The sequence below is a fragment of the Actinokineospora auranticolor genome, assembly GCF_002934265.1.
Lineage (GTDB): Bacteria > Actinomycetota > Actinomycetes > Mycobacteriales > Pseudonocardiaceae > Actinokineospora > Actinokineospora auranticolor.
Genome location: NZ_PTIX01000033.1, coordinates 1 through 22,156 on the forward strand (window position 1 = coordinate 1; position 22,156 = coordinate 22,156).

Annotated in this window: 19 protein-coding genes; 8 read left to right on the forward strand and 11 right to left on the reverse strand. The window is 71.5% G+C overall.

All coding sequences use genetic code 11. The features are described from left to right. Positions 1-245 precede the first annotated feature (245 nt). Complete coding sequence (locus tag CLV40_RS33690) at positions 246-818, forward strand: hypothetical protein (protein WP_146108370.1); 573 nt, start codon at positions 246-248, stop codon at positions 816-818. A 296-nt stretch (positions 819-1,114) separates the two neighbouring features. On the opposite strand, the gene CLV40_RS33695 is transcribed toward CLV40_RS33690, so the two are convergent. After that, entirely contained in the window at positions 1,115-1,441 is a 327-nt protein-coding gene (locus CLV40_RS33695) for a hypothetical protein (protein ID WP_104483073.1), read from the reverse strand. 787 nt (positions 1,442-2,228) lie between these two features. Here CLV40_RS33695 and CLV40_RS33705 point away from each other — a divergent pair. After that, positions 2,229-3,143, forward strand: a complete 915-nt coding sequence (locus tag CLV40_RS33705; protein WP_104483075.1) for a sugar phosphate isomerase/epimerase family protein — start codon at positions 2,229-2,231, stop codon at positions 3,141-3,143. Positions 3,144-3,146: 3 nt separating this feature from the next. Here the strand turns inward: CLV40_RS33705 and CLV40_RS33710 are convergent, their stop codons facing one another. Further along, positions 3,147-5,510, reverse strand: coding sequence for a P-loop NTPase fold protein (locus tag CLV40_RS33710; protein WP_104483076.1), 2,364 nt, complete (start codon positions 5,508-5,510; stop codon positions 3,147-3,149). A gap of 137 nt (positions 5,511-5,647) precedes the next feature. Here CLV40_RS33710 and CLV40_RS33715 point away from each other — a divergent pair, with 137 nt between their 5' ends. Then, positions 5,648-7,795, forward strand: coding sequence for an ATP-binding protein (locus tag CLV40_RS33715; protein ID WP_181043910.1), 2,148 nt, complete (start codon positions 5,648-5,650; stop codon positions 7,793-7,795). 47 nt (positions 7,796-7,842) lie between these two features. On the opposite strand, the gene CLV40_RS33720 is transcribed toward CLV40_RS33715, so the two are convergent. Beyond that, complete coding sequence (locus tag CLV40_RS33720; protein ID WP_245931737.1) at positions 7,843-9,333, reverse strand: S8 family peptidase; 1,491 nt, start codon at positions 9,331-9,333, stop codon at positions 7,843-7,845. Between the two features lie 510 nt (positions 9,334-9,843). Here CLV40_RS33720 and CLV40_RS33725 point away from each other — a divergent pair. Beyond that, the gene (locus tag CLV40_RS33725; RefSeq protein ID WP_104483079.1) at positions 9,844-11,124 is read left to right on the forward strand and encodes a GAF domain-containing protein; all 1,281 of its coding nucleotides are present in this window, start codon (positions 9,844-9,846) and stop codon (positions 11,122-11,124) included. 32 nt (positions 11,125-11,156) lie between these two features. On the opposite strand, the gene CLV40_RS33730 is transcribed toward CLV40_RS33725, so the two are convergent. The 3 genes from CLV40_RS33730 to CLV40_RS33740 all read right to left on the reverse strand — a co-directional run bounded on the left by CLV40_RS33730 (position 11,157) and on the right by CLV40_RS33740 (position 13,080). Then, a complete protein-coding gene (locus CLV40_RS33730) occupies positions 11,157-11,618 on the reverse strand; it encodes a hypothetical protein (protein ID WP_104483080.1) in 462 nt (153 codons plus the stop codon). A gap of 84 nt (positions 11,619-11,702) precedes the next feature. Continuing rightward, on the reverse strand, positions 11,703-12,359 hold the full coding sequence (locus tag CLV40_RS33735; protein ID WP_104483081.1) for a L,D-transpeptidase family protein: 657 nt from the start codon (positions 12,357-12,359) through the stop codon (positions 11,703-11,705). A gap of 100 nt (positions 12,360-12,459) precedes the next feature. After that, entirely contained in the window at positions 12,460-13,080 is a 621-nt protein-coding gene (locus CLV40_RS33740; protein WP_104483082.1) for a TetR/AcrR family transcriptional regulator, read from the reverse strand. Between the two features lie 69 nt (positions 13,081-13,149). On the opposite strand from CLV40_RS33740, the gene CLV40_RS33745 reads away from it, so the two are divergent. Further along, positions 13,150-13,995 carry an SMP-30/gluconolactonase/LRE family protein gene (locus CLV40_RS33745; RefSeq protein WP_219824186.1) on the forward strand — a complete coding sequence of 282 codons (846 nt, stop codon included), beginning with the start codon at positions 13,150-13,152 and terminating at the stop codon, positions 13,993-13,995. 102 nt (positions 13,996-14,097) lie between these two features. Further along, positions 14,098-14,283: an MmyB family transcriptional regulator gene (locus tag CLV40_RS40045; protein ID WP_104483083.1), complete on the forward strand. Its 186-nt coding sequence runs from the start codon at positions 14,098-14,100 to the stop codon at positions 14,281-14,283. Between the two features lie 401 nt (positions 14,284-14,684). On the opposite strand, the gene CLV40_RS33755 is transcribed toward CLV40_RS40045, so the two are convergent. The 3 genes from CLV40_RS33755 to CLV40_RS33765 form a co-directional block, all read right to left on the reverse strand. After that, the gene (locus tag CLV40_RS33755) at positions 14,685-15,029 is read right to left on the reverse strand and encodes a hypothetical protein (protein ID WP_104483084.1); all 345 of its coding nucleotides are present in this window, start codon (positions 15,027-15,029) and stop codon (positions 14,685-14,687) included. A gap of 410 nt (positions 15,030-15,439) precedes the next feature. Then, positions 15,440-16,312 carry an aminoglycoside phosphotransferase family protein gene (locus CLV40_RS33760; RefSeq protein ID WP_104483126.1) on the reverse strand — a complete coding sequence of 291 codons (873 nt, stop codon included), beginning with the start codon at positions 16,310-16,312 and terminating at the stop codon, positions 15,440-15,442. A 100-nt stretch (positions 16,313-16,412) separates the two neighbouring features. Next, complete coding sequence (locus CLV40_RS33765) at positions 16,413-18,197, reverse strand: ABC transporter ATP-binding protein (RefSeq protein WP_104483085.1); 1,785 nt, start codon at positions 18,195-18,197, stop codon at positions 16,413-16,415. Positions 18,198-18,276: 79 nt separating this feature from the next. Here CLV40_RS33765 and CLV40_RS33770 point away from each other — a divergent pair, with 79 nt between their 5' ends. Next, positions 18,277-18,834, forward strand: a complete 558-nt coding sequence (locus CLV40_RS33770; RefSeq protein ID WP_245931739.1) for a TetR/AcrR family transcriptional regulator — start codon at positions 18,277-18,279, stop codon at positions 18,832-18,834. Here CLV40_RS33770 and CLV40_RS33775 read toward each other — a convergent pair. Next, positions 18,831-19,235: a MarR family winged helix-turn-helix transcriptional regulator gene (locus CLV40_RS33775; RefSeq protein ID WP_245931740.1), complete on the reverse strand. Its 405-nt coding sequence runs from the start codon at positions 19,233-19,235 to the stop codon at positions 18,831-18,833. The genes CLV40_RS33770 and CLV40_RS33775 overlap by 4 nt on opposite strands. 120 nt (positions 19,236-19,355) lie before the next feature. Between CLV40_RS33775 and CLV40_RS33780 the strand changes: the two genes are divergently transcribed. Beyond that, positions 19,356-19,904 (forward strand): flavodoxin family protein, encoded by a 549-nt coding sequence (locus tag CLV40_RS33780; protein WP_104483088.1) that lies wholly within the window; start codon positions 19,356-19,358, stop codon positions 19,902-19,904. 45 nt (positions 19,905-19,949) lie between these two features. On the opposite strand, the gene CLV40_RS33785 is transcribed toward CLV40_RS33780, so the two are convergent. Beyond that, entirely contained in the window at positions 19,950-22,058 is a 2,109-nt protein-coding gene (locus tag CLV40_RS33785) for an NACHT domain-containing protein (RefSeq protein WP_146108372.1), read from the reverse strand. Positions 22,059-22,156 lie beyond the last annotated feature (98 nt).

Genomic DNA, 22,156 nt, shown 5'->3' on the forward strand with positions numbered 1-22,156 from the left:
CACCGGAGCTACCCGCGGGTGATCAAACGGAAAATGAGCAACTTCCCGGTCAAACGCGCACGACACCGACAACAACTCCGAAACAGCCGACCACCTCACTCGAACATCACCCTCACCCCGCCCAGCAAGACCCGACACCGCCGCCGACCAGCCGAAACCACCTAACCGACCGGCATTGGGCCTAGTCGATGAACCCCACGCACCCTGCAATACCCCACACCGAAGCGAAGGATGCACTTGCGCGCGTGGTCCGCAGACCGGCCGCGATGCTCGAGCCCCGACAGGCCCTACACCAGCGAGTGCAGCTGGCATGCCAACGCGCGGGCGAGAAGAAGATGGCCTTGGCCTGCATCGACTCCGCGTCCCACAACGGCGAGACCACCGTCACGCTCACCGCAGGCCTGATCGCCGCGGCCTCCGACATGACGTCCGAGCGGGTGCTGGCGTGGAGCGTCTACGAGACCATCCTCCGGACCGCCGAGGCCACGAGCTCCGAGATACACCAATGCAGACGTCTGCACGAGCGGGCACATGAACAGCGACTGCTCGAGGCGATCCTCCCGGAACCTCACGAGCGAGCCCAGATAGCCCGAAAGGCGATGCTGCGTCTGGAAAGTCTCCACACCATCACCACCGAAGCGGACTTCATCCGATCACTACGCGACAAGGCACGAAAGCAAGGGCTCAGTCTCCGCGACTGCGAAAAGCGCATGCGGGAACTCGACCCTGGCCGCGCGGTCAGCAAGAGCACCGTAGGCGTCTGGCTCAAGGGCGACCGCATCCCCAGGGACACCGCCGGACTCACCCTGCTGCTATAAGCGCTGCTCCCCGGACCGCCCGGTGCCACCAACACCCTGGTCGAGCACTATCTACGCCTCGCCGATCACCTCGTCAACGCCGCCCACGTCGACACCCCCGTCCCCCGGGAGTTGCCCCCTGAGAGCACCTCCCCGTCGCAACCGGCACACGACGGCGGCGCCGTCAATGACACGTTCTCGCTCACCCCCCAAGCCACTCGGCTGTCATTTTCCCCGGGCGGACTCCTCGCATTGCTGACAGTAGTTTTGATCATCGGAACCGCCATCGGCGTACTCATCCCCTTCCCATGACCTACTCACCGCACCCCCTGAGGACGTTCGCTCTCGACGCCGCGACGTTCCTGGCCGCGGCGTTGGTGCTGCGTCGCCAGGGTGGTCGGTGTGGGCGCGGCTTCCCTCGGACCGTGCGCGGGGTCGGCGGGTGTTGCCCAGTGGCCGCGCACCAGTGCCCCGTCGCTCCACAGCGACCACGCCTGTTCGACGTGGATGGCTTCGACGTCGGGGGTGTGAGTGAGCGCGCCGTCCCACCAAAAGGCCGGGTGCCGGGTGATCCAGCGCGGGTTGGGCGTCAGCAGCACACGCCCGGGGCGCTGAGGGATCTGCTGTGGGCTGGCGGCCAGCATCTGCTCGACGGTGCCGAACCCGGCGTCGTGCAGCCGGATGGGCGTTCGGGCAGGTTGTCCCTAACCTGGTTGTTGGCTCCGGGCTCTGCCGGTGATCCGGTGGAGGTGGCTTGCCCCCGGGGCCACTGTGTGCGGTGGCTGCCCCGGCACCCTCAGCGGGGTCGGGGCAGCCCGCTCCCCCGCCCGTCCGGTGTGCGGGTCGGCGGCGGCCTCCGCGGCGGAGTGCAGCGCGGTCTGTGCCGCGCGCACCAGATCGCGGTGTTCCGCGGCGAGCGGGAGACTTCCACCCACACCGTGGCCCCGACCAGCAACGCCACGACGACCCACACCGCCGAAGGCCACCACCACCAGGTGACCGCCACGGTGTTGGTGGCCAGATTCCCGAGCAACGCCAAGGCCGGGGCCAACAACACGACCGACACAGCGGACAACCTGCCGCGACCAGCGCTCACCAGAACCGGCTCCCCGCCGTCGACCGACCACTGTGATCGAGTGGCACAGGGCGACCGGCTCGTGACGGATCGGTGCGCGTGCTTCTGCGTCCCGCTTGCACGCTCATGAAACCCAACAAGCGGGCGGAGATCATCCGAGCTGTCGACTGGTACGAGACGCCCCACGCGAACGCCGACGGGCGGTCGACAGGCAACCTGACGCCGCTTCTCCCGAGCAACACGAGAAGTGCGTACAGCGACAGCGGGACGCCGGGCAGTGGTGGAGGTCGTCGGCTTGGCACTGCTGTGTCGGGAGTTCGACTACGCTGTACGGGTCGACACGATCGGGGAGACGTATGCGACTCGGCCTGTTCACCGCTTGTCTTCCGGGGCTCACGCTCGCCGAGGTCGTCGCGTGGGCGAGTGGGGCTGGGTATGACGCTCTGGAGGTAGCGGCGTGGCCCGCCGGTGGCGATCACCCGCACCAGGCCGCGCATCTTGACGTGGATGGGGCGGGCCTTGAGGCGGGGCGTGTGTTGGAGTTGTTCGCCGCGCACGGCATGACCGTTTCGGCTGTGAGCTGCTACGAGAACAACCTCATCGGGGACCTCGTCGAGCGGGCGCGGGTGCATGAGCACCTTCGGGCTTGCGTCCGCGCGGCCGCGGCCTTGGGTGTGCCGCACGTCGGCACGTTCATCGGCCGCGACGCCGGGGCGAGTGTGGCGGGCAATCTGCGGGAGGCCGAGCGGGTGTTGCCCGGGCTGGTCCGCTACGCCGACGACCACGGTGTCCGGCTCGTCATCGAGAACTGCCCGATGGAGGGCTGGCACCCCGATGGCTACCCCGGCAACCTGGCCTACTCCCCCGAGTTGTGGGACTGGATGTTCGACCTCGGGCTGTACCTCAACTTCGACCCCTCGCACCTGCTGTGGTTGGGCATCGACCCGGTCGAGGCGCTGCGGTCGGTTCTGGTTTCGGGGCGGGTGTCGCACTTCCAGGCCAAGGACATCGAGGTCGACGAGCGGGCGCGGAACCGGTTCGGCGTCTTCGGCAAGGCGGTGACCCGGGCCCGTCCCGAGGACACCGGGTGGTGGCGCTACCGGGTTCCGGGGCGGGGGCAGCTCGACTGGAACCGGATCATCGACACGCTCTACTGCGGTGGTTTCGACGGCACGGTCGCCGTCGAGCATGAGGATCCGGTGTGGGCTGGTGCGTGGACGCGGCAGGGGTTGGAGATCGCGGTGGAGACGTTGCGGCCGTTGATCCGGTGACCCTCAGGTGCGGCCCAGGCAGCGGGCGAGCGAGGTGAGGTCGTGCTCGCCGAGCACGTCCCGCACGCCGGAGAGGTCCCAGCAGGGGTCTTTGTCGTCGAGTGGGTCGTGGCGCAGGCGGGCGGCGAGCAGGGGGAACCGCACGAGCAGGATCGCGGCCCGTGCCAGGGCGTCGTCGTCCTCGGCGTGACGAACGTGGATCTGGACCGCCAGCAGCATTCCCAGCGCGTTGGCGATGCGTTTGATCATGCGGGGATTGGGCGGGACCAGGTCCGCGTAGGTGTGCAGTAGGTGGTCTCCGCGCGCTTGGAGCACTTCGGCGGTGGCCTCGCGGCGCGCGTGGACGAGCTGTTCCTGTTCTTGCGCGGGCGGGGGTGCGGGTTGTTGCCGCGGTTGTGGTTTGACGCCGGTGGTGGGGGCCGTTCGGGCCGCGAGGACGTCGTCGAGGTAGGTGGAGAGCTGCGCGCGGGACAGGTCCGGTACGTGCACGACGTGGTCGAAGACCTTCTGGGCGAAGTCCGAGCCGAGGTCGCGGGTCTGGTTGCCCGGGTCGCCGAACTCGGCGTAGCGGGAGGTGAAGGCCTTGGTGATCCACCGGCCGTCGGCGAGCACGAGGACGAACAGCCGCGCGAGCTCTCGCCGCCCGCGGCGCACGGGTTGGCGCAGGATGGTGTGCACCGTCTCCAGGATCCGCACCACCCGGTCGGCCGGACACCGGTCCAGGTCGTCGATGACCAGCAGCACGGGGCGCCTGCCCGCGCCCGCGCGCGGGGTCCAGCGGCGCAGCCAGGCGACCATGTCGGCGACCTGGCCCAGCGGGTTGTCCTCGGTATGCAGGTGCAGCCTGCCGAACGGGGCGGAGTGCCAGAACAACGTCCGACCGACGACCAGCCCGGCACCCAGCAGGCCGCCCGCCGCCGCGAGGACGGTGACCGCGATCCGCATCCACGACTCCGGCAGCAAGGTGTTCAGCAGCGTGCCGCCCGCCGCCACCGCGAGGGCGACCAGGGTGGCGGGCGAGCGCAGCGTCCGCGCCACCACCGACCAGACCTGCATGGCCACGCGGGTGACCCACGGCCGTGACCGGCGCACCTCCCGCTCGACCGCGGCGGCCAGCGACCACCACTCCGGCGCGATCGCGCCTTCCCGCCACGCCTCGTAGTTCACCACAACCGGCGGCGTCCACGACGGGCCGTGCGTGTGCTCGTCGCGCAGGAGCAGCTTGACCAGCGTGCTCTTGCCCCCGCCCCACGGCCCGTCGACGTGCACCACCGCGCTGGTGCTGTCGGAGTGCGCGGCCAGCTGACCCAGCAGCCCCTCCAGGTGCGCGGCGAGGACCCGTCGGCCGAGCCTGTCCTCGACCCGGGCGGAGTCGATCTGCGCGCGGACCGACACCGCGGGCCGGGCGTTCCAGGGCGTCGCCGCCACGGTCACCGTCCCGTCCGTGCCGCCGAACACCAGCCTGCCCAGGCCCGGCGCGGCGGCCAGGGAGAGCACGCCACCGGCGGCAGCAAGCACCGGGCGACCCATCCGCCTGCCGGTGTGAGCGTCCCAACAGGACAGTCTGCCGTCGACGCCACTGCAGATCAACGCGACGTCGCCGCCGGTCAGGGTGGCGGTGACGATGCCGGTCAAGGCACCGGAGCCGACCGGGATCGGCGCGCCCAGGAGGGCGCCGGTCTCGTCCCACCGGCACAGGGTGCCGACGTTGCCGCAGCTCACCGTCATGGCGAGGGTGCTCACGGCCAAGCCCCAGACCGCGCCGCTGCCGTGGTTGCGCACCGACCCGATCGCGTGCCCGGTCTCGGCGTCCCACTGGCGGACGGTGCCGTTGTCCGCGCCGGTCACCAGGGTGGATCTGCCGTCGACCAGCGGGCCGACCGCCATGGCCCGCACCGCGGCGGCGTGATCGCCGAACGGCGCACCGACCGGTTCACCGGTCCTGACGTCCCAGCGGTGGATCCGGCCGTCGTCCTCGCCGGAGAACAACACCGTGGATCCCCCGGGCAGCGTCACCGCCGCCATCGACCAAACCGGGCCGCTGCGCAGCGGAATCGTCCACTCGGCGTTGCCGGTGACGGCGTTCCAGGCGAGGATCGAGCCACGGCTCCCGCCCGCGGCGAACACGACCCGCCCGTCGGGCAACGAGATCGATGTCATCGACCGCACCACAGCGGGGTCGGGAGACTGGAGTTTGCCGAGCAACTCACCGGTCTCGACGTCCCACCACGCGAGCTGCCCGTGCGAGTCGCCCGCCGCCACGACCGTGCCATCGGGCAGCCCAACGGCCGCGACAGCCCACACGGCTCCCCGCAACACGCCCGCCAGGCGTAGCGGTCCCTCGCCCATCGGTGCTGTGTCGGCCATATGACCCCCTGTTGCCGGGAACGTCGGGCTATTACGACAGGGCGGGCGCGCGGCTCGTGGCGAATTGCTCGAACATGGGCCGTACGGGTGACAGGGCGGCGTTCGGGTACCGTCGGCCGCCTCATCCGGGGGTGGCGATGACGAATGCTGACGACGAGACCGCGAGCGGTGTGCGGAACACGGTCGACGCCTCGGCCATCTCGGGCGTCGTGGTTCAAGGCGGGACGATCGCGGTCGGCGGCAACCACTTCCACCTTCTCGCCGACAATCCGCGCCCTACACCGCGTCAACTACCGCTGCCACCGCCAGGCTTCGTCGGTCGCCAGGGCGAGCTCGCCGCGCTGACCGCCGCGGAACCCGGTGAAACGCCGACGATCTGGACCATCGGCGGCGCGGGCGGTATGGGGAAGACGAGCCTCGCCGTGCAATGGGCGGCCTCCCACGGCGACCGGTTCCCCGACGGCGCGCTGTTCGTCGACCTGCACGGCTTCTCCCCGAACTCACACCCGCTGAAGCCCGCCGCGGCCCTGCGGGGATTCCTCGACGCGCTCGGGGTGCACCACAGACGCGTCCCGGCGGCCCTGGCCGACCGGACCGCGCTCTTCCGGAGCCTGGTCGCGGGGAAACGCATGTTGATCCTGCTGGACAACGCGTGCGACGAAGCGCAGGTCGGTCCGCTGTTGCCCGGGACGTCGTCGTGCACGGTCCTGGTCACCAGTCGGAATCGACTCCCGGGACTGGCCGTCGCTCACGATGCCCAGTCGTTGCGGCTCGGCCCTCTCACGGGTTCGGAGGCCCGCGCGATGCTGTCCGCCCGGCTCGGCGCCGACCACGCGGCAGGCGCCCTGCTCGCAGCCGGTGCGGGACATCCCCTGGCACTGGCCATCATCGCCGGACTCGCGCGTACCCACTCCCCCGCCGAGATCGCCGACGAACTACGGGACGAGAGCAGCCGCCTCGACGTGCTCGACACCGGCGACCCTGCCACGAGCCTGCCCGCCGTGTTGTCCTTCTCCACCCGTGCGCTCACCCACGGGCAGCGCACGGCGTTCCTCCTGCTGGGCCTCGCGCCCGGCCCCGACACCGGGCTCCCGGCCGCGGCCAGTCTCGTCGCGCTGCCCGTCGACTGTGCCAAACTCCTGTTGCGCGCCCTCGAACACGCGTCACTGGTGGACCGCGACAACCAGGGTCGCTACCGGATGCACGACCTCGTCCGCGACCACGCGAGATCCCTGGCGAACGAGCTCCCCGCCCGGGAACGCCAGGACGCGATCAAGCGGGTGTTCGACTTCTACGTCCACACCGCAGCCGAGGCCGACCGACGCCTCGACCCACGACGCACGTCGATCCGCCTCGGCCGCCCGATGTCCGGCGTGTGCTCGCACCCACTGCGGGACGCGGACAGCGCTCTGCAGTGGTTCGCGGTCGAGCACCGGAACCTGCTCGCCACCCACACCGACGCGTCCGCCGCCGACGAGCACGAGACGGTCTGGCGGCTGGCGTGGGTGTTGAACACCTATCAGCAGCGCCGCGCGCACCGCCAGGAGAGGGCGGACATCTGGCGATGCGCCAGCGAGGCCGCGCCGCGGCTGACCGACCCGGTACTCGCCATCCGCGCGTACCGGCATCTCGGGCACGCCCACATCGAACTGGGCGATCTCGACGAAGCGCACCGCAGCCTGCGGCGAGCACTGGACCTGGCCCGACTCCACGGTGAAACCGCGCAAGAGGCGCACACCCACCGGACGCTGGCGTTGATGTCGGAGCAGGACGCGGACCGGGAGCGGGCTTTGGACCACGCCTCGCACGCATTGGAGCTCTACCGGCGCCTCGGAAACCCGGTGCGTGAAGCCACGGCGCTCAACCAGGTTGGTTGGCTGACCGCGTGGCTCGGCGACCGCGGCGCCGGGGAGGAGTTCTGCCGTGCCGCTCTTGCTCTGTTTGAGCAGCACGACGATCCCGACGGTGAGGCGCACACCCACGACAGCCTCGGGTGGATAGCGCATGTGGTCCATCGCCACCACGAAGCCATCGAGCACTACCGCCGCGCGCTCGACATCTACCAGTCACTCGGCAACACCTACGCCGCGGCCGACACCCTCGACCGCCTTGGGGCCCCGTACATGGCCATCGGCCACTACGAGCAGGCCGAGGAGACCCTGCTCGAAGCCCTCACGATCTACCAACACCAAGACCGTCCGCACAGTATCCGCCGTGTCGCCCGGCAACTGGGGGTGTTCGACGCGTTGGTGGCGAGAGGGCACCGGTGTCCTGAACAGGGCTGAGACGGGCGTGCGCGCGCCCTGGGTGGGGCGCGCGCACGTATCGCGTGTCAGGAGCTGGTGTAGCCGAGGAGGCCTTCGGAGTTCTGGTTCTCGCAGTTGCTCTGGTTGGACTCCATGTGGTCGCCGTTGGCGCGGACCACGCAGCGGTACAAGGGGATGGTGAATGTGCCGGTGGGGCTGGAGTGCACGTAGCCCAGCACACCGAGTCGACCGCGGCCCTCGCAGTTGGCATCCAGCGAGGTGAAGTAGTCGGTGTAGCCCCAGTTCACCTGGCAGCGGTACAGGGCGTGGGTGCCGGGCTGCTGGGTGGTGTACGCGCCGCCCAGGGGGGTGGTGGAGGTGGCGTGGTCGTTGCGGTTGTTCCAGTAGCGGCCCAGTGCCTTGACGCCGCCGGTGTTGGGGGCGGTGCCGGTGTAGAGCAGGCCGGAGACGGCACCGCCGTCGGTGATCTTGTCCGGGGTCGACGCCTGGAGCAGGGCCGCCTGCACCGCGGGCGGGGTGGCGCCGGGGTTCTGCGCGAGGTAGAGCGCCGCGGCGCCCGCGACGTGCGGGGCGGCCATGGACGTGCCATCCAGTGCCCGGGCGTCGGAGTCGGAGCCGTTCCAGGACGCGGTGATGCCCGCGCCGGGAGCGTAGATGTCCGTGCAGGTGCCGAAGTTGGAGAAGGACGCGCGCCGGTCGGCCGCGTCGGAGGCGTTGACGGTGATCGCCTCGGCGACGCGGGCCGGGCTGAAGCCGCAGGCGTCGGCGTTGGAGTTGCCGGAGGCGACGGCGTAGGTGATCCCGGAGCCGATGGAGGCGCGGATCGCGTTCTCCAGCGGGATGTTGGCCGCCGACGCGGTGCCACCCAGGCTCATGTTGGCCACGGCGGGCCGCACGGCGTTCGCGGTGACCCAGTCGACGCCGCTGATGATCCCGGCGAGGGAGCCCGAACCGGCGCAGTTGAGCACCTTCACCGCGACCAGCTGCACGCCCTTGGCCACGCCGTACTGGGCGCCGCCGATCGTGCCCGCCACGTGCGTGCCGTGCCCGTTGCAGTCGGTGTTGTTCCCGTCGACGGCGTTGAAGCCCCAGCTCGCGCGGCCGCCGAAGGTGCTGTGCGTGGTGCGGATCCCGGTGTCGAGCACGTAGGCGTGCACGGCGGGGGCGGTGGTGGCGTACTCGTAGGTGCCGCTCAACGGCAGGTTCCGCTGGTCGATCCGGTCCAGGCCCCACGACGGCGGGTTGGGCTGGACGTCGGTCGCGCGCACCACGCCGTTCTCGCTCACCGACGCCACCGCCGGGTCGGCGGCCAACTTCCGCGCGGCCGCCGGGCTCATCGTCGCGGCGAACCCGTGCAGCGCGTGGCTCCACGTCGTGGTGACGGTGCCGCCATAGCGGGCGGCGAGGCCAGACGCGGACCGCGCGACGGCGGCGGTGTCCTTGAGCACCACCACGTACTCGCCCGGCACCGACTCCGCGGCGCTCGCCACGAACCCCTCGGCCGCGTTGGCGCCCACCGGCGCGACGACCAACGCCGCCGCGGTGGCGAACGCCACGCCCGCCGCCCGGCATAAGAACCCGATCCTTCGTGACGAGACTTCTTCCTGTGACTGATTCGAAAACCGCCCGACTCGAGCCGTTCGGTTTCCGAGCCTGGCAGTCGCGCTCGCGTATTCCCAAGCGCCCATTGGACTCACACCGCAACCGCGCGCTCTCACTCCGACGGCCCACTACGGTCGCACACCGCGACGAACGGACTCGTTGGCAGCGCTGGGAACCAGGCGCGATCGGACTAGATGCCCATAGGACTAGACCAATGCGATGAATCTCGTCCGATTCGACGCCGCAGTCTCCAATCTCATACGTGGTCGATTCTGGATGACATTCGCGAACAGAGCTTTAGGCAACGTAGCGGCGGCCGAAATGACGTCTTGCGGCTTCCCCGTAATCATGCTGTCGAATTGGTCCGATCCCACGCGGCGGCAGACCGCACCCGACGACGATGTGCAGTGGCCGGGCGAAGCGGGTACTACGGTGGCACCCGCAGACGAGGAACGGACCACACCATGACGGCGGCACCAGGTCGGCACCCCTTATCGACGACGGCAGAGGAGGACGTGCGGGCACTGTTCGGCCGGTCCGATGCCGTGTTCGCCTCGCTGCTGGGGCCGACGCACCTGGTGGAAACGGCCAACCCGGCGTTCCTCGCCGCCCTGTGCGAGGACCGGGCACACGTCGGTGCCCCGCTCGCCGCGCTGTTGCCCGAACCGCTCGGTCGGAGCTTCGTCGCCCTGCTCGACGACGTCTACCGCACCGGTGAGCCGCGCATCGACCGCGACGTCCGAATCGTGCTCGACAGCGGTCCGCGGGCGCGGGAGGCGTTCTTCGACCTCACCTGCGAACCGCGCCACGACACCGACGGCGGGGTCATCGGAGTCCGGGTCGTCGGCATCGAGACCACCCAGGTCAGACACGCCCAGCACCTGATGGCCGAACAACGCGCGCTGCTCGAGCAGATCGCCCGGCAAGCACCCTTGGCCGACGTGCTCGACGGGATGGCGCGCTGCATCGAGAACCTCGCACCGCAGGAGGTTCTCGTCTCCGTCTTGCTCGCCGACTCCGACGGCGCGCACCTCAACCATGGGGCGGCGCCCAGCCTGCCCGACTTCTACAACCGGGCCATCGACGGCATCGCCACCGGTGAGGGCATCGGCTCCTGCGGCACCGCCGCCTACCGGCGGGCTCCGGTCATCGTCACCGACATCGCCTGCGATCCGTTCTGGGACGACTTCCGCGACCTGGCCGAGCGGGCTGATCTGGCGGCCTGCTGGTCCACGCCGATCCTGGCCCTCGACGGGAGCCTGCTGGGCACCTTCGCCATGTACCACCGCGTGCCGCGCGTGCCGCAGGGCACCGACCTCGCCCTCGCCCGGATCTTCGCCCACACCGCGGCACTGGCCATCGAACGCCACCACAACGAACGGGCCCGTCGGGACGCCGAGGCCGAGGCGAAAGCGGCCCGCGACGAGCTGGCCGAGGCCGTGCGCAGCGAACGGGCGCTACGCGCCGAAGCCGAGCAGCGCGCCGCCACCGCCGCAGAACTCGCCGCCCGGATCCGCACCGCCGCGGCCGCGCAGGTCGTCCTGCCGCACCCCGAGCACTGTCAGCTGGGCGGGGCCGACGGCTGCACCGAGCCCGCCGAGCTCAAGGTCGCCGACTCCTGGGGTGATGCGGCGTGGGGCTGCCCGGCGCACGTCGAAGAGGCCATCGTGCACGTGCGGTCGGCGTTCGTCGCCAGCGAGGAACTCGGCGGCCTGGCCGCCTACGTCAACCGCCGCCCCGCTTGAGCGCAGCGGGCCATCAAGAGGGCGCGCGTCGGCTACAGGCACGTCCAGCAGTACAGCCGCTGCCCCGCGCTCCTGGCTCGACCGGCCAACGCCACCAGCTCCCCCACCACCGGCTCCCAGTCCGACGGCGAGCCGCCCACCTCTTCCGCCCGCGCCCACTCGGTGACGACCGCCGTCACCTCGTTCACGTCCGCGATCACGTCCCGCACCCGGGTGTCCAGCTCGAACACCCACGGCCCGTCGGCCCACGGGTCCCCGTCGTCCGGGTAGCCCGTGGGCTCAGGCGTCGCGGGCCACACCGGTCGCGAGGCCAGGCCCTGGTACGGCTCCCCCGCCGCGACCGCCACCAATAGCCCCAGCACCACGTGCGGGTCGATCGACTTGGCCTCGACGCCGTCGAACTCGGCCACCGGCGACGCCGCTTCGGACGACGTCAGGAACGCCACCACCGCACCCGCGTCCGGCGCGCGGAAGTAGTCCGTCAACACACCCATGCGCGCAGTAAATCAGCCCACGACGACATCCCCGCCGACGTCAGCGCGCGGAGTGTTCCACTCGGACCGGTGCCGGGTGGACGTTCAGGGGACTCCGATGGCGATGACGGGGTGGGCGCCCGGGTCGAGCCAGGTGAGGAGTGAGTCGAGGGCGGGGGCGGGCACGCTGACGCAGCCCGCCGTCGGCGCGCCGGTGCCGATGTGCAGGAAGAAGGCCGACCCGGCGCCCGCGACGACGGGGTCGCGGTTGTAGTCGATGACGACCGCCCGGTCGTAGGCCGCGCCGACCCGGCCCAGGTCCTCACCCGCGCGCTCGTCGAAGGGGCAGGCGCCCGGGGCACAGCGGAATGGCTTGTTGTAGTGCGGCGAGTCGACGTCGGACACCCACCAGTCGGACGTGTCGACCTGGCGGTACGGCAGGCGGGTCCCGTACCCCGGCTTGTTGCCGAACGCCTCGGTCAGGGGCCACACCCCGGCGGGGGTCGTGCGTCGGCCCTCGGCGGTCTGCCCGATCCCGGACTCGCCGACGAAGGCGTCGACGGGGCCGACGTCGACGGTCCACCCGGAGGCCGCGCGGCGCCAGGCCGTCACGGTGGCCGTGGTCGCGGCGGGGTTCGCTGCCACGACCGTGACCACTTGGTCCGCCGGACCCGAGTACGGCAGCGGCAATCCCTCGGCCGCGGCCGTGCCGCTACCCGCGACCAGCGCGCACACGGCGAACGCGGCTACCCGACTGCGCATCCCGGCGGACCTCCCCACAGCGACGGCGCTCCACTTCGGGCCTACCCGTGATGGGGTGCCTGCCACACGCCGGGGTCGGGAAATGCGCTCGTACGTGTGGTCACGGTCGTGGGCCGTAGGCGCGCATGAACGTCGCCACCGCCCGGTTGGCCACAAGCGCGATGTCCTCGGCCGGGAAGGCCGTCCGCCCGAGCAGCATCGCCTCGTTGACCGGCGCGGCCATGACCAGCCAGTTGAAGTCCGACGCCGCGGTCGACGGGTCGTCGAGGTCCAACCGGCCGTCGTGGGCGAGTTCGGCGAACCTGGCCGTCAGTCCGGTCATCGTCCGGCCCGGGCCTTGGTCGAAGAACGCCTGCCCGAGCTCGGGGAAGCGGCACGCCTCGGCGGTCACGAGTCTGCGCAGGGCGAGTACGCGGGGTTGGAGCACGGCGGTGAGTTGCCGTGTGGCGAACGCGTGCAGGTCGGCGGTCAGGTCGTCCCCGGAGCCGAGTTGCCCGATCCCGGCGGAGACCGCGTCGGCCACGGCGTTGACGGCTCGGCGGACCATCTCGACGAAGAGCCGTTCCTTGTCGCCGAAGTGCTGGTAGACGGTCTGTTTGGAGACGTCGGCGACGCGTGCGACCGCGTCCATGCTCGTCCCGCGGAAGCCGTTGTCGAGGAAGGTCGTCGTGGCCGCTTCGAGGATGGCCGCCTGCTTGCGGGTCGGGTGTTGATCGAGCACGGACCCGACCGTACGCTAGGGCGCACCACTGGACTAGACCGTCCAGTCCAGTTTCCCCAGGAGGCACCCGTGGTCGTCCCACTCCCCGCCCCGCGGCTGCTCACCGACGGGCTGACCATGGTCGAGTCCGGGCGCTGGCACGAGGGCCGGTTGTGGTTCGCCCACTGGGGCAGCGGCGAGGTGCTGGCGGTCGACCTCGAGGGCAGGCGCGAGGTGGTCGGGCCGGGGCGCGGCGGGATGGGCTGGTCGATCGCCTGGTTGCCCGACGGCCGCCTGCTGGTCTCCGGCGAGGAGCTGACCCGGGTCGAGCCGGACGGCGCACCGGTGCGGCACAGCCCGCAGGGCGGCAACGAACTCGTCGTCACCCCCGCGGGCCACGTCTACGTCAACGGCGCCGACTTCGACTTCCTCGGCGGCGGCGCGCCCGAGCCCGGCTGGATCCGCCTGGTCGCCCCTGACGGCACCGCCCGCGACGTCGCGGGCGACATCGAGTTCCCCAACGGCATGGTGATCACCCCTGACGGCTCGACCCTGGTGGTCTCGGAGTCCTTCGCCGGACGCCTCTCGGCCTTCGACATCGCCGCCGACGGCACGTTGTCCGGCCGCCGCACGTGGGCGGAGGGACTGGGACCCGACGGCATCTGCGTCGACGCGGGCGGCGGCATCTGGTGCCAGACCGCCGACACCTTCGCGCACACCGGAAGCGGCCCCGCCGGCGCGGTGGTCCGCGTCCTCGACGGCGGCGAGATCACCCACCGGGTGGAGACCGACCTCCCTTGCTTCTCGTGCGCGCTGGGCGGCCCGGAGGGTCGGCACCTGTTCCTGCTGTGCAACGAGTTCGACGGCGTCGACCAACTCGAGTCGGTCCTCGCCCGCCGCAGCGCGCGCGTCTACGTCACCGAGGTGCCGCGGTAGAGCGGGTCGCGTCAGCGCGGTGGGGTTCCCGGCTCGGCGACGGGGGTGGAGGTGGTGCCGAGCCCGCTGAGGTCGAGCACGCGACCCGCCAGGCCCGCCGGCGTGGCGGCCACGACGATCGGCCGCCCGGTGGCGCGCAGCAGCGCCCAACTGGTCGCCGATCTGTCGCCGCTGCCCGCCGTGCTGGTGGTGAACTACCGTTACAACGTCCTGACCCGGAACAGCGGAATGGCGGGGATGTTCGTCGATTTCGACACCCTGCCGCCATCGCGGCGCAATGCGATGTGAATGTCGAACGTGTCGTGCGGGAAGAAGTCGCCCACCTGCGCGCTGCGTGATCCGCGCATCCGGATGGTCAGGTGCCGAGTATTTCGCGACGCTCGTGTCACGGTACAATCCGGACAGGCTGCGAGTTTGTGCTCAAATTGCCCGAGATCGCCGGCACCTTCTCCTCGGCCCGATGGTGCATGGTGGGTGCTCCCGCTTATCGACACTCCCCGACTCGACCGCCGACGTCGTGATACCGCCGCGCTGATCATCGTGGAACTCGCTGCCCCGCGATATCCCTCACCACCGTGTTTCCCCCGCCAGGAGCTGGACCGGTTCGCGACGCGTGCGTCCCGCACGGCCTTGACCAAGCCGTGCGGGACGCATCGGCGCCTCGTCCCGACCGGATCAACCGGGCTGGATCATCCCCATTCCACGCTGGAGTTCTGGACGCTGAAGTTGCATTCGAACCCGCCGCTGCCAGACCCGTAGCTCCACGGGCCGGTGTAGTCGGATTGGGCGGCACAGGCGACGTGCACGCGCCACTTCACGTTCTGCGCTCCCGACCCGCCGGAGCAGGTCGTGCCGCCGTAGGTGTTGTACCAGCGGTTCTCGCACGTGAGACCGTTGCGCTTCTGGGTGGTGTGCCCCGACATGAACGCCCCCGGTCCCGAAGGCTCCTGGTCGGCCCACGCGGCCGGGGCCAGCACGGTCGTGGTGATGAGCGCGCCGCCCAACACCGCCACCGCCTTCGACTTGATATTCATTCAACGCTCCCCTGATACGGAATCAGGCCGCTCGGAACGCAATTCGATGAGTCCTGCCATCGCCATCGCCCCGGGCGACCGGTGTCCCACAACATTTTCTTGGAATACCTGTTGAGATATCGGCAATGGAGCTCCGCGTTTCAGCCTAGCGACCGGCACCATGGTTGCCCAGTCCGCCGATGGTATGAACCCGCCGGTCGGTCGGTGTCCAGTCGAAATGCGCAGGCGTGCGGAGTTTTCGATGATGCCATCGAGGCTTTTTACCCTGGCGATGCCGGCCGCGTCCGTGGTGGCACCCATATATGCCGTCGGCGAGCGACATCCTGTAACACAGCGGTCACCGCGTCGACGGGCGAAGATCTTGATCGGACTTCCGCGGGCGGTCGGAGCCTGTCGATGATCCGCCACGGCTATCCCAGGAGGGCGTGGGCGATGGTGGCCTGGACGTCGTCGACGCGGGTGGCGCCGTCGGTGATGTCCCAGAGGGTGTTCTGCAGGACGCGGCCCAGGGTCCAGCCGGTGGCGTGGTCGTGGGGGAGGTCGATGGCTTCGCGGAGTTGGTCGAAGCGCCATCGGAGGGCGTGGGTGGGGTTGTTCGCGGTGGTGATGGCGTGCCAGCGGTTGCTGAGGGCGGGCATGAGGTCGAAGGCGGGGTCTCCGGCGAGGGGTTTGGGGTCGATGGCGAGCCAGGGTTCGCGGTCGGCGGCGAGGATGTTGTCGTAGTGCAGGTCCCACAGCAGCAGCCGGTCGCCGGGTTCGTCGACGAGTTCGCGCACGGTGTCGGCGCAGCGGTGGATGAGGGCCCGCTCATCGGGGTCGGTCAAGCGCGGGATGAGGCGCGGGGCGTCGGCGAGCATGTTCTCGGCGATGGTTTTGAGGGTGCGCATCCCGGGTGGGGCTTGGCGGGCGGTGAGGCGGGCCAGGAGCGCGGCGAGGACGGGCACGGAGACGGGGTCGTCGACGGCGCTGAGGGGGCGGCAGGCGTCGAGGCGTTCCAGCAGCATCGTGCCGGTGGCGGGGTCGTGTTCCAGGAGCCGGACGATGCCGTCGCCGTCCCATTCGCGCAGGCCGACGGGTTCGCCGTCGTTCTCCTCGTTGACCGGTTGCAGCTTCAGCGCCGCGGGGGTGCCGTCGGGGCGGCGCACGGGCAGCACGAGCGACACCATGCCGTGGCGGGCGGGGCCGTCGCGGCGCAGTTGCCAGCGGTCGAGCATGTCCGCGGCGAGGGCGGGCAGGGCGGCGATCCAGGCGCGGCCGGTGTCACCGCTGTGCTGGGCGTGCATGGCGGCGAGCGCGGGTGGGACGGTGATCACGGGTTTCCTCCTCGGTGGGCGGGTCTGGACTGTCCACAGAGGAGTGGTGGGGGTGCGCGGGGTCACTGGGTCATGTGCTCGACCCTACGGGCGCGGCGTCGGGGATGCGAAGGGATTCCACCAGGTCCCGGTACAGCGCGTCCGAGGCGAGCAGTTCGGTGTGGGTGCCGCGGGCGCGGATGCGGCCGTCCTGCAGGACGACGATGGTGTCGGCGTCGACGACGGTGGAGAGCCGGTGGGCGATGGTGACCACGGCGGCGCGGCGGGCGTGGTCGCGGATCACCTGGTGCAGCGCGGCCTCGGTGAGGCCGTCGACCTGGGCGGTGGCCTCGTCGAGCAGCAGCACGGCGGGGTCGCCGAGCACGGCGCGGGCCATGGCGATGCGCTGGCGTTGGCCGCCGGACACCGAGGTCGCCGACAGCGGCGTGTCCAGGCCCGCGTCGAGCCCGTCGGCGAGGGTGTCGAGGCGGACCGCGGCGAGCACACGGGCGAGGTCGGCGTCGGTGGCGTGGGGGTGGGTGAACAGCAGGTTGTCGCGGATCGTGCCGGGCACGACGGGGGTTTCCTGTTCGACGTAGGCCAGGTGGGCGCGGATGTCGGCGTGGGTGAGGTCGCGGTAGGCGACGCCGTCGACGGTGAGGGCGCCCTGTTGGGGTTCGAGGAACCGCAGGATCAGGGAGAACAGGGTGGTCTTGCCCGCGCCGGAGGGTCCGACGACGGCGGTGTGGCCGACGCGGGGGATGTCGAGGTCGATGTCGCGGACGGCGGGTTCGGCGTCGGGCCCGTAGGCGGCGGTGACCCCGCGCAGCCGCAGGATCGGGCCGGTGGTGTCGGCGGGGGTGGTGTTCGGGGTGCTGGGGCCGGTTTCCAGGGGCAGGGCTTGCACCTCGCGGATGCGGGCGGCGGCGGCGATGCCGTTCTGCAGTGCGGTGACGTTCTGGCTCAGGGTGGTGACCGGGTCCATCAGCCCGAACGCGTAGAGCAGGAACGCGATGAGCGCGGAGACCTCGAGTTCGCCTTGGGCGACGCGCCAGGCGCCGAGGCCGAGGATGGCGATGATCGCGATCTCGACGCCGGTCCAGGCGATGGCCCACGCGCCCGCCTCGCGGCGCACGACGCGGATGCCCAGGTCGGCGGCGGCGCGGGCGTCGGTGAGCACGGCGTCGGCCTGGCGGTCCTCGGCGCGGCTGGACTTGACCGTGCGCACGGCGCGCAGCGCGCCCTCCAGGACGCCGCCGAGGGCGCCGACGTGGTCCTGCGCCCTCTGCTTGGCCACGGCGATGGCGGGCATGAGCAGCCCGAACAGGACCGCGACGACCGCGATGGCGATGACGGTGGTGCCCAGCAGCAGCGGGTCGAGCACGCCCATGAGGACCAGGGTGCCGACGAGCATGACCGCGCCGTTGACCAGGCCGACGGCGCAGGAGGTGGCGGCCTCCCGCAGCAGGACGGTGTCGGAGGTGACGCGGGTGACCAGTTCGCCGGGTGCGCGGGCGGTGATCGCCGGGACGGTGGCGCGCAGGAACCGGCGCACCATGCCCTCGCGCGCGTCGAGGACGACCCGTTCGCCGAGTCGGCCGAGCAGCACCCACTGCCCGACCCACATGCAGGCGCCGACCAGCATCAGCCCGACCATCAGCAGCAGGGGGCCGGCGAGCGGGTCGGCGGCGGCGAGCGCGTCGAGGACCCACTTGGTGGCCATGGGCATCGCGAGGTTCAGCGCGGACGCCGCGAGCGCCATGAGCAGGGCGGCGAGGAGGGTGCGGCGGTGCGGGACGGCGAAGGACCACAGGACCCGTAACCGGGGGAAGCGGACCGTTCGTCCCGGTTCATCCGCATTTGTTGGAGCAGCCATGCCCGCTAGTGGAACATCGATGTTCCACTACGGTCAACCGGCATTCCGTTCCGGAGCGGTCCCCGTCTACGCTGGCCCGGTGGACACCGAACCGGTCGAGAGCGGCACCCGGGCCCGCACGCGCCGGGCGATCCTGGACGCGGCCATCACCGCGCTCACCGCCGACCCGGCCGCGTCGCTGGCCGACATCGCCGCCGCCGCGGGCGTGGGGCGCACCACCGTGCACCGCTACTTCCCCGAGCGCGCGGACCTGGTCGCGGCCATCGGCGTGCTGGCCGACGAGCTCGTCACCGAGGCCGCCGCCCGCGCGGACCTGGCCCGCGGCCCGGCGGCGGCGGCCGTCGACCGGCTCTGCCGCGAGTACTTCGAGCTGGGCCCGGTGCTGCTGCTGGTGTTCAACGACCCGCAGACCTACACCTGGGACGACTGCGGGCCCGCCGAGATCGCCCTGCACGAGGCGATCCTGCGCGGTCACGGCGACGGCACCGTCGACCCCCGCCTGGAGCCGCGGTGGCTGCACAGCGTGCTGTGGTCGACGATGTACTCCGGCTGGCACCACACGCGGACCGCCTGCCTCTCGCGGCACGAGGCCCTCGACGCCTGCCTCTACACGCTGCGCAAACTCCTCGCGCCCTAGTCCGGCCTCAGCGCGGCGACCAGGGCGGCGAGGTCGGGGTCGCGGGCGGCGCGGTCGAGGGCGTCGGCGAGGGCGGACTCGTAGTCGGGCTGCGCGGCGCGGTGGCGTTCGCGGCCGTAGTCGGTGATCGTGGTGTAGATGCCGCGCCGGTCCTCCTCGCACAGCGTGCGCTCGCTGAGGCCGGACTGCTCCAGGCGCGCGACCAGGCGGCTGACCGAGCTCTGGTTGAGGCCGATGGCCTCGGCGAGGTTCTGCATGCGCAGCTCACCGGTGGGCGAGTCGGCCAGTCGGGCCAGCGCGCGGTACTCCGAGAGGCCCAGGGTGTGCGGGCCGAGGGCGCGGCACAGCGCCTGTTCGACGCGGCTGTGCAGGGTGACCAGCCGGTCCCACGACGACGTCACGGCATCCAACTCCTCGGGCGGGCCTTGACACAAGATACCCGCCCGTACAACATCTGTGTGTACATGCATTAGATGCATATACATGGAGACCGTGTCGTTCACCCGGGAGGATCCCCACCGATGAGTCGGTTCCTGTTCGTGCTCGGCAGTTCCCGCCGCGACGGCAACACCGAGCAGCTCGCCCGGCACGCCGCCCGCGCGCTGCCCGCCGACGTCGAGCGGCAGTGGCTGTGGCTGGGCGACCACCCCCTGCCCACCTTCGCCGACACCCGCCACGACAACCCGCTGCCGCCACCGACCGGCAACGAGAAGCTGCTGCTGGACGCGACCCTGGCCGCCACCGACATCGTCATCGCCAGCCCCCTGTACTGGTACACCGTGTCCAACAGCACCAAGGCCTACCTGGACTACTGGTCCAACTGGCTGCGCGTGCGGGAGGCCGACTTCAAGGCCCGCATGGCACCGAAGACGCTGTGGGGCGTCACCGCGCTGGCCGAGGACACCTCCCAGGCGGAGGCGCTGGAGGGCATGCTGCGCCGCAGCGCCGAGTACCTGCGCATGCGGTGGGCCGGGGTGCTGCTGGGCAACGGCAGCAAACCCGGCGACATCCGCAACGACACCGAGGCGCTCACCCGCGCCGAGACCTTCTTCCTCCCCGCCCGCGTGTAACCACTGGGGGTCCCGAGGCGTGGGGCCGCTCCCCCACGCCTCGGGTCACCGGGGCCGGGCGAGGTATTCGCGCAGCCGCGCGTGGCGGAACTGGTAGACACCGCCCACCTGCCGCAGGACACCGCGGCGGTAGGCGTCGTGCAGGAACGCCATGGTGGCCCAGGGCAGCGCGCCGGTCAGCGCCAACCACACGCGGGCGATGAGCCAGGCCCCCCACACCGTGGCGAACATCATCCACATCGCCACCCCCGCCGTCGCGGTGATCGCGATGCCCGGCAGCCACAGGCCGTCGGCGAAGACGACCTCGAACGGCACGCCGAAGGCGGGTTCGACGCCGAGGTAGAGCGTCAGCCAGAACACCGCCGACCCGACGACACCCACGGCGACACCCTGGCGCAGGGCGGTGCGGCGGTCGATCCGCAGCAGGTCGAGGGGGCTGGTGGTGTCGGTCGGCTCGATCGGGGTGCCCAGGCCGCTGATGAACGACACCACCAGCCACGTCCCCGCCCCCGCGAACAGGCCGGCGGCGACACCGACGAGGATGGCGCCCTGGTCGCGGCCGATCGACGCCATGAGCCCGAACAGGGTCCCGCCGACGACCCACACCGCCAGGTACACCATGGTCCGCCAGCTCCGCAGGCCCCGGCGGAGCCGGGCGGTGATCTGGGCGAGCCTGCCGCGCAGCCGCAGCCGCATGCGGGCGGGCTCCGGGCGGATCCCGCGCCCCTGCCCCACCACCGCGCCCCCGACCGCGCCGCACACGGCACCGGCGAGCACCGTCGCCACCTGCCAGCCGCCCTGCCCGGAGCCCGCGGGCCAGTGCCCGACCCAGCCGGGGAAGCCCATCCCGAACCACACGGCCGACGCGATCACCAGGAACCCCACCACGCCCACCACCGCGCGGGGCACGGCCTGCACCAGCCGCCACCAGGCGATGTCCGGGGTGCCGAGGCGCACGGTGTGCTCGGCGAGGAACACGAGCCTGCGGTGCGCGGACCCGGCGTCGGAGTCGGCGTACACGGCGGGCACGAACCCGGCGAGCAGGCGGTCCTCGATGGCGGCGGCGGAGTCGCCCCGGGCGGCGAGCCGCTCGGGGTCGGCGTCGGTGTCGCTGAACACCGCACGGGCCAGCGCCACCATCAGCGGCGTCGACAGGACCTCGCGCAGCGCGCCGCCCGCGTCGGGTTCCCGGGTCCGCGCCAGCAGCGGCCGCCACTTCTCCCGGGAGCCGTTGACCGTGCGGATGGTCAGCGGCAGGTACCGGTCGAGGTCGTCGGCGGTCAACGGCGCCAACCGCACGACCGCCGCGGCGGTGAGCACACCGGTCGAGGTCACCGCCGACCGGTACTCCTCGGGCCTGCTGGTCAGCAGGAACCGGGTGTCGGGCCGCAGCCCCTGGTTGATCCGCGCCAGCACGGTGCCGCGCAGCCCGTCGGGGACCTCGTCGAACCCGTCGAGCACCGGCAGGACCAGCCGCGCGGCCAGCAGCCGCGCCGCGACGGTGTCGCCCGCGCCGTCGACCGCGCCCAGGCTCGGGTAGTTCGACGTCAACTCCGCCACCAGCCAGTCCGACAGCGACCCCACGCGGTCGGGGTCCCACGAGCTCAGGGAGAACACCACCGGGACCGCCGCGCCGGGCGCGCGCTCGCCCAGCAGGGTCAGCACGAACCGCGAGGCGAGCACGGTCTTGCCCGCGCCCGCCTCGCCGAGCACCACCAGCCGCCCGGACGGGATCGCGCGGAACAGGTCGACGACGTGGTCGCCCTGCCCGGCCAGCTCCGGCGGGGTGTCGTCGTCCGGGGCGGCGTTGACGGCCTGCCAGTGGTCGGTGATCGCCTCGTCGGCCGCGGTCCACCGGTAGGGCAGCGGGAACGGGTCGTGCACCCGCCGGATCTGCTCCTCGGACTCCCACTGGTCGCGGACCGCCCGCGCGACACCGTCGACGACCGCGCCGAGGTCGTCGGGCGTCCCGGCGGCGCGCCCCGGCTTGGGGAACAAGGTGACGAGCAGGGTCAGGACGGCGACGCCCAGGCCGAGGACGCTGGCGACCTTGTCGCTGCGGTCGAGGCCGCCGTCGGGAAGCAGCAGCACCGCGAACAGGACGAGCAGGGCGAGCACAACCGCGCCTGCGAGCACCTGGGGCCATCGCCGCATGCCCGGCACTCTAATTGATCACCCTGACCCGACGGAGCCGATCCGTCACGGTCGGTGCCCACGATCGGGTGAGATCAGGGGTGGGGACGCGGCCCGGC

What these genes read in the sequence shown, in the direction of transcription:
- CLV40_RS33695 (WP_104483073.1), bottom strand. Translation starts at nt 1,441, where the DNA reads ATGCTGGCCGCCAGCCCACAGCAGATCCCTCAGCGCCCCGGGCGTGTG.
- CLV40_RS33730 (WP_104483080.1), bottom strand. Translation starts at nt 11,618, where the DNA reads ATGGGTGTGTTGACGGACTACTTCCGCGCGCCGGACGCGGGTGCGGTG.
- CLV40_RS33715 (WP_181043910.1), top strand. Translation starts at nt 5,648, where the DNA reads ATGACGAATGCTGACGACGAGACCGCGAGCGGTGTGCGGAACACGGTC.
- CLV40_RS33705 (WP_104483075.1), top strand. Translation starts at nt 2,229, where the DNA reads ATGCGACTCGGCCTGTTCACCGCTTGTCTTCCGGGGCTCACGCTCGCC.
- CLV40_RS33710 (WP_104483076.1), bottom strand. Translation starts at nt 5,510, where the DNA reads ATGGCCGACACAGCACCGATGGGCGAGGGACCGCTACGCCTGGCGGGC.
- CLV40_RS33780 (WP_104483088.1), top strand. Translation starts at nt 19,356, where the DNA reads ATGAGTCGGTTCCTGTTCGTGCTCGGCAGTTCCCGCCGCGACGGCAAC.
- CLV40_RS33755 (WP_104483084.1), bottom strand. Translation starts at nt 15,029, where the DNA reads ATGAATATCAAGTCGAAGGCGGTGGCGGTGTTGGGCGGCGCGCTCATC.
- CLV40_RS33785 (WP_146108372.1), bottom strand. Translation starts at nt 22,058, where the DNA reads ATGCGGCGATGGCCCCAGGTGCTCGCAGGCGCGGTTGTGCTCGCCCTG.
- CLV40_RS33725 (WP_104483079.1), top strand. Translation starts at nt 9,844, where the DNA reads ATGACGGCGGCACCAGGTCGGCACCCCTTATCGACGACGGCAGAGGAG.
- CLV40_RS33765 (WP_104483085.1), bottom strand. Translation starts at nt 18,197, where the DNA reads ATGGCTGCTCCAACAAATGCGGATGAACCGGGACGAACGGTCCGCTTC.
- CLV40_RS33735 (WP_104483081.1), bottom strand. Translation starts at nt 12,359, where the DNA reads ATGCGCAGTCGGGTAGCCGCGTTCGCCGTGTGCGCGCTGGTCGCGGGT.
- CLV40_RS33760 (WP_104483126.1), bottom strand. Translation starts at nt 16,312, where the DNA reads ATGCACGCCCAGCACAGCGGTGACACCGGCCGCGCCTGGATCGCCGCC.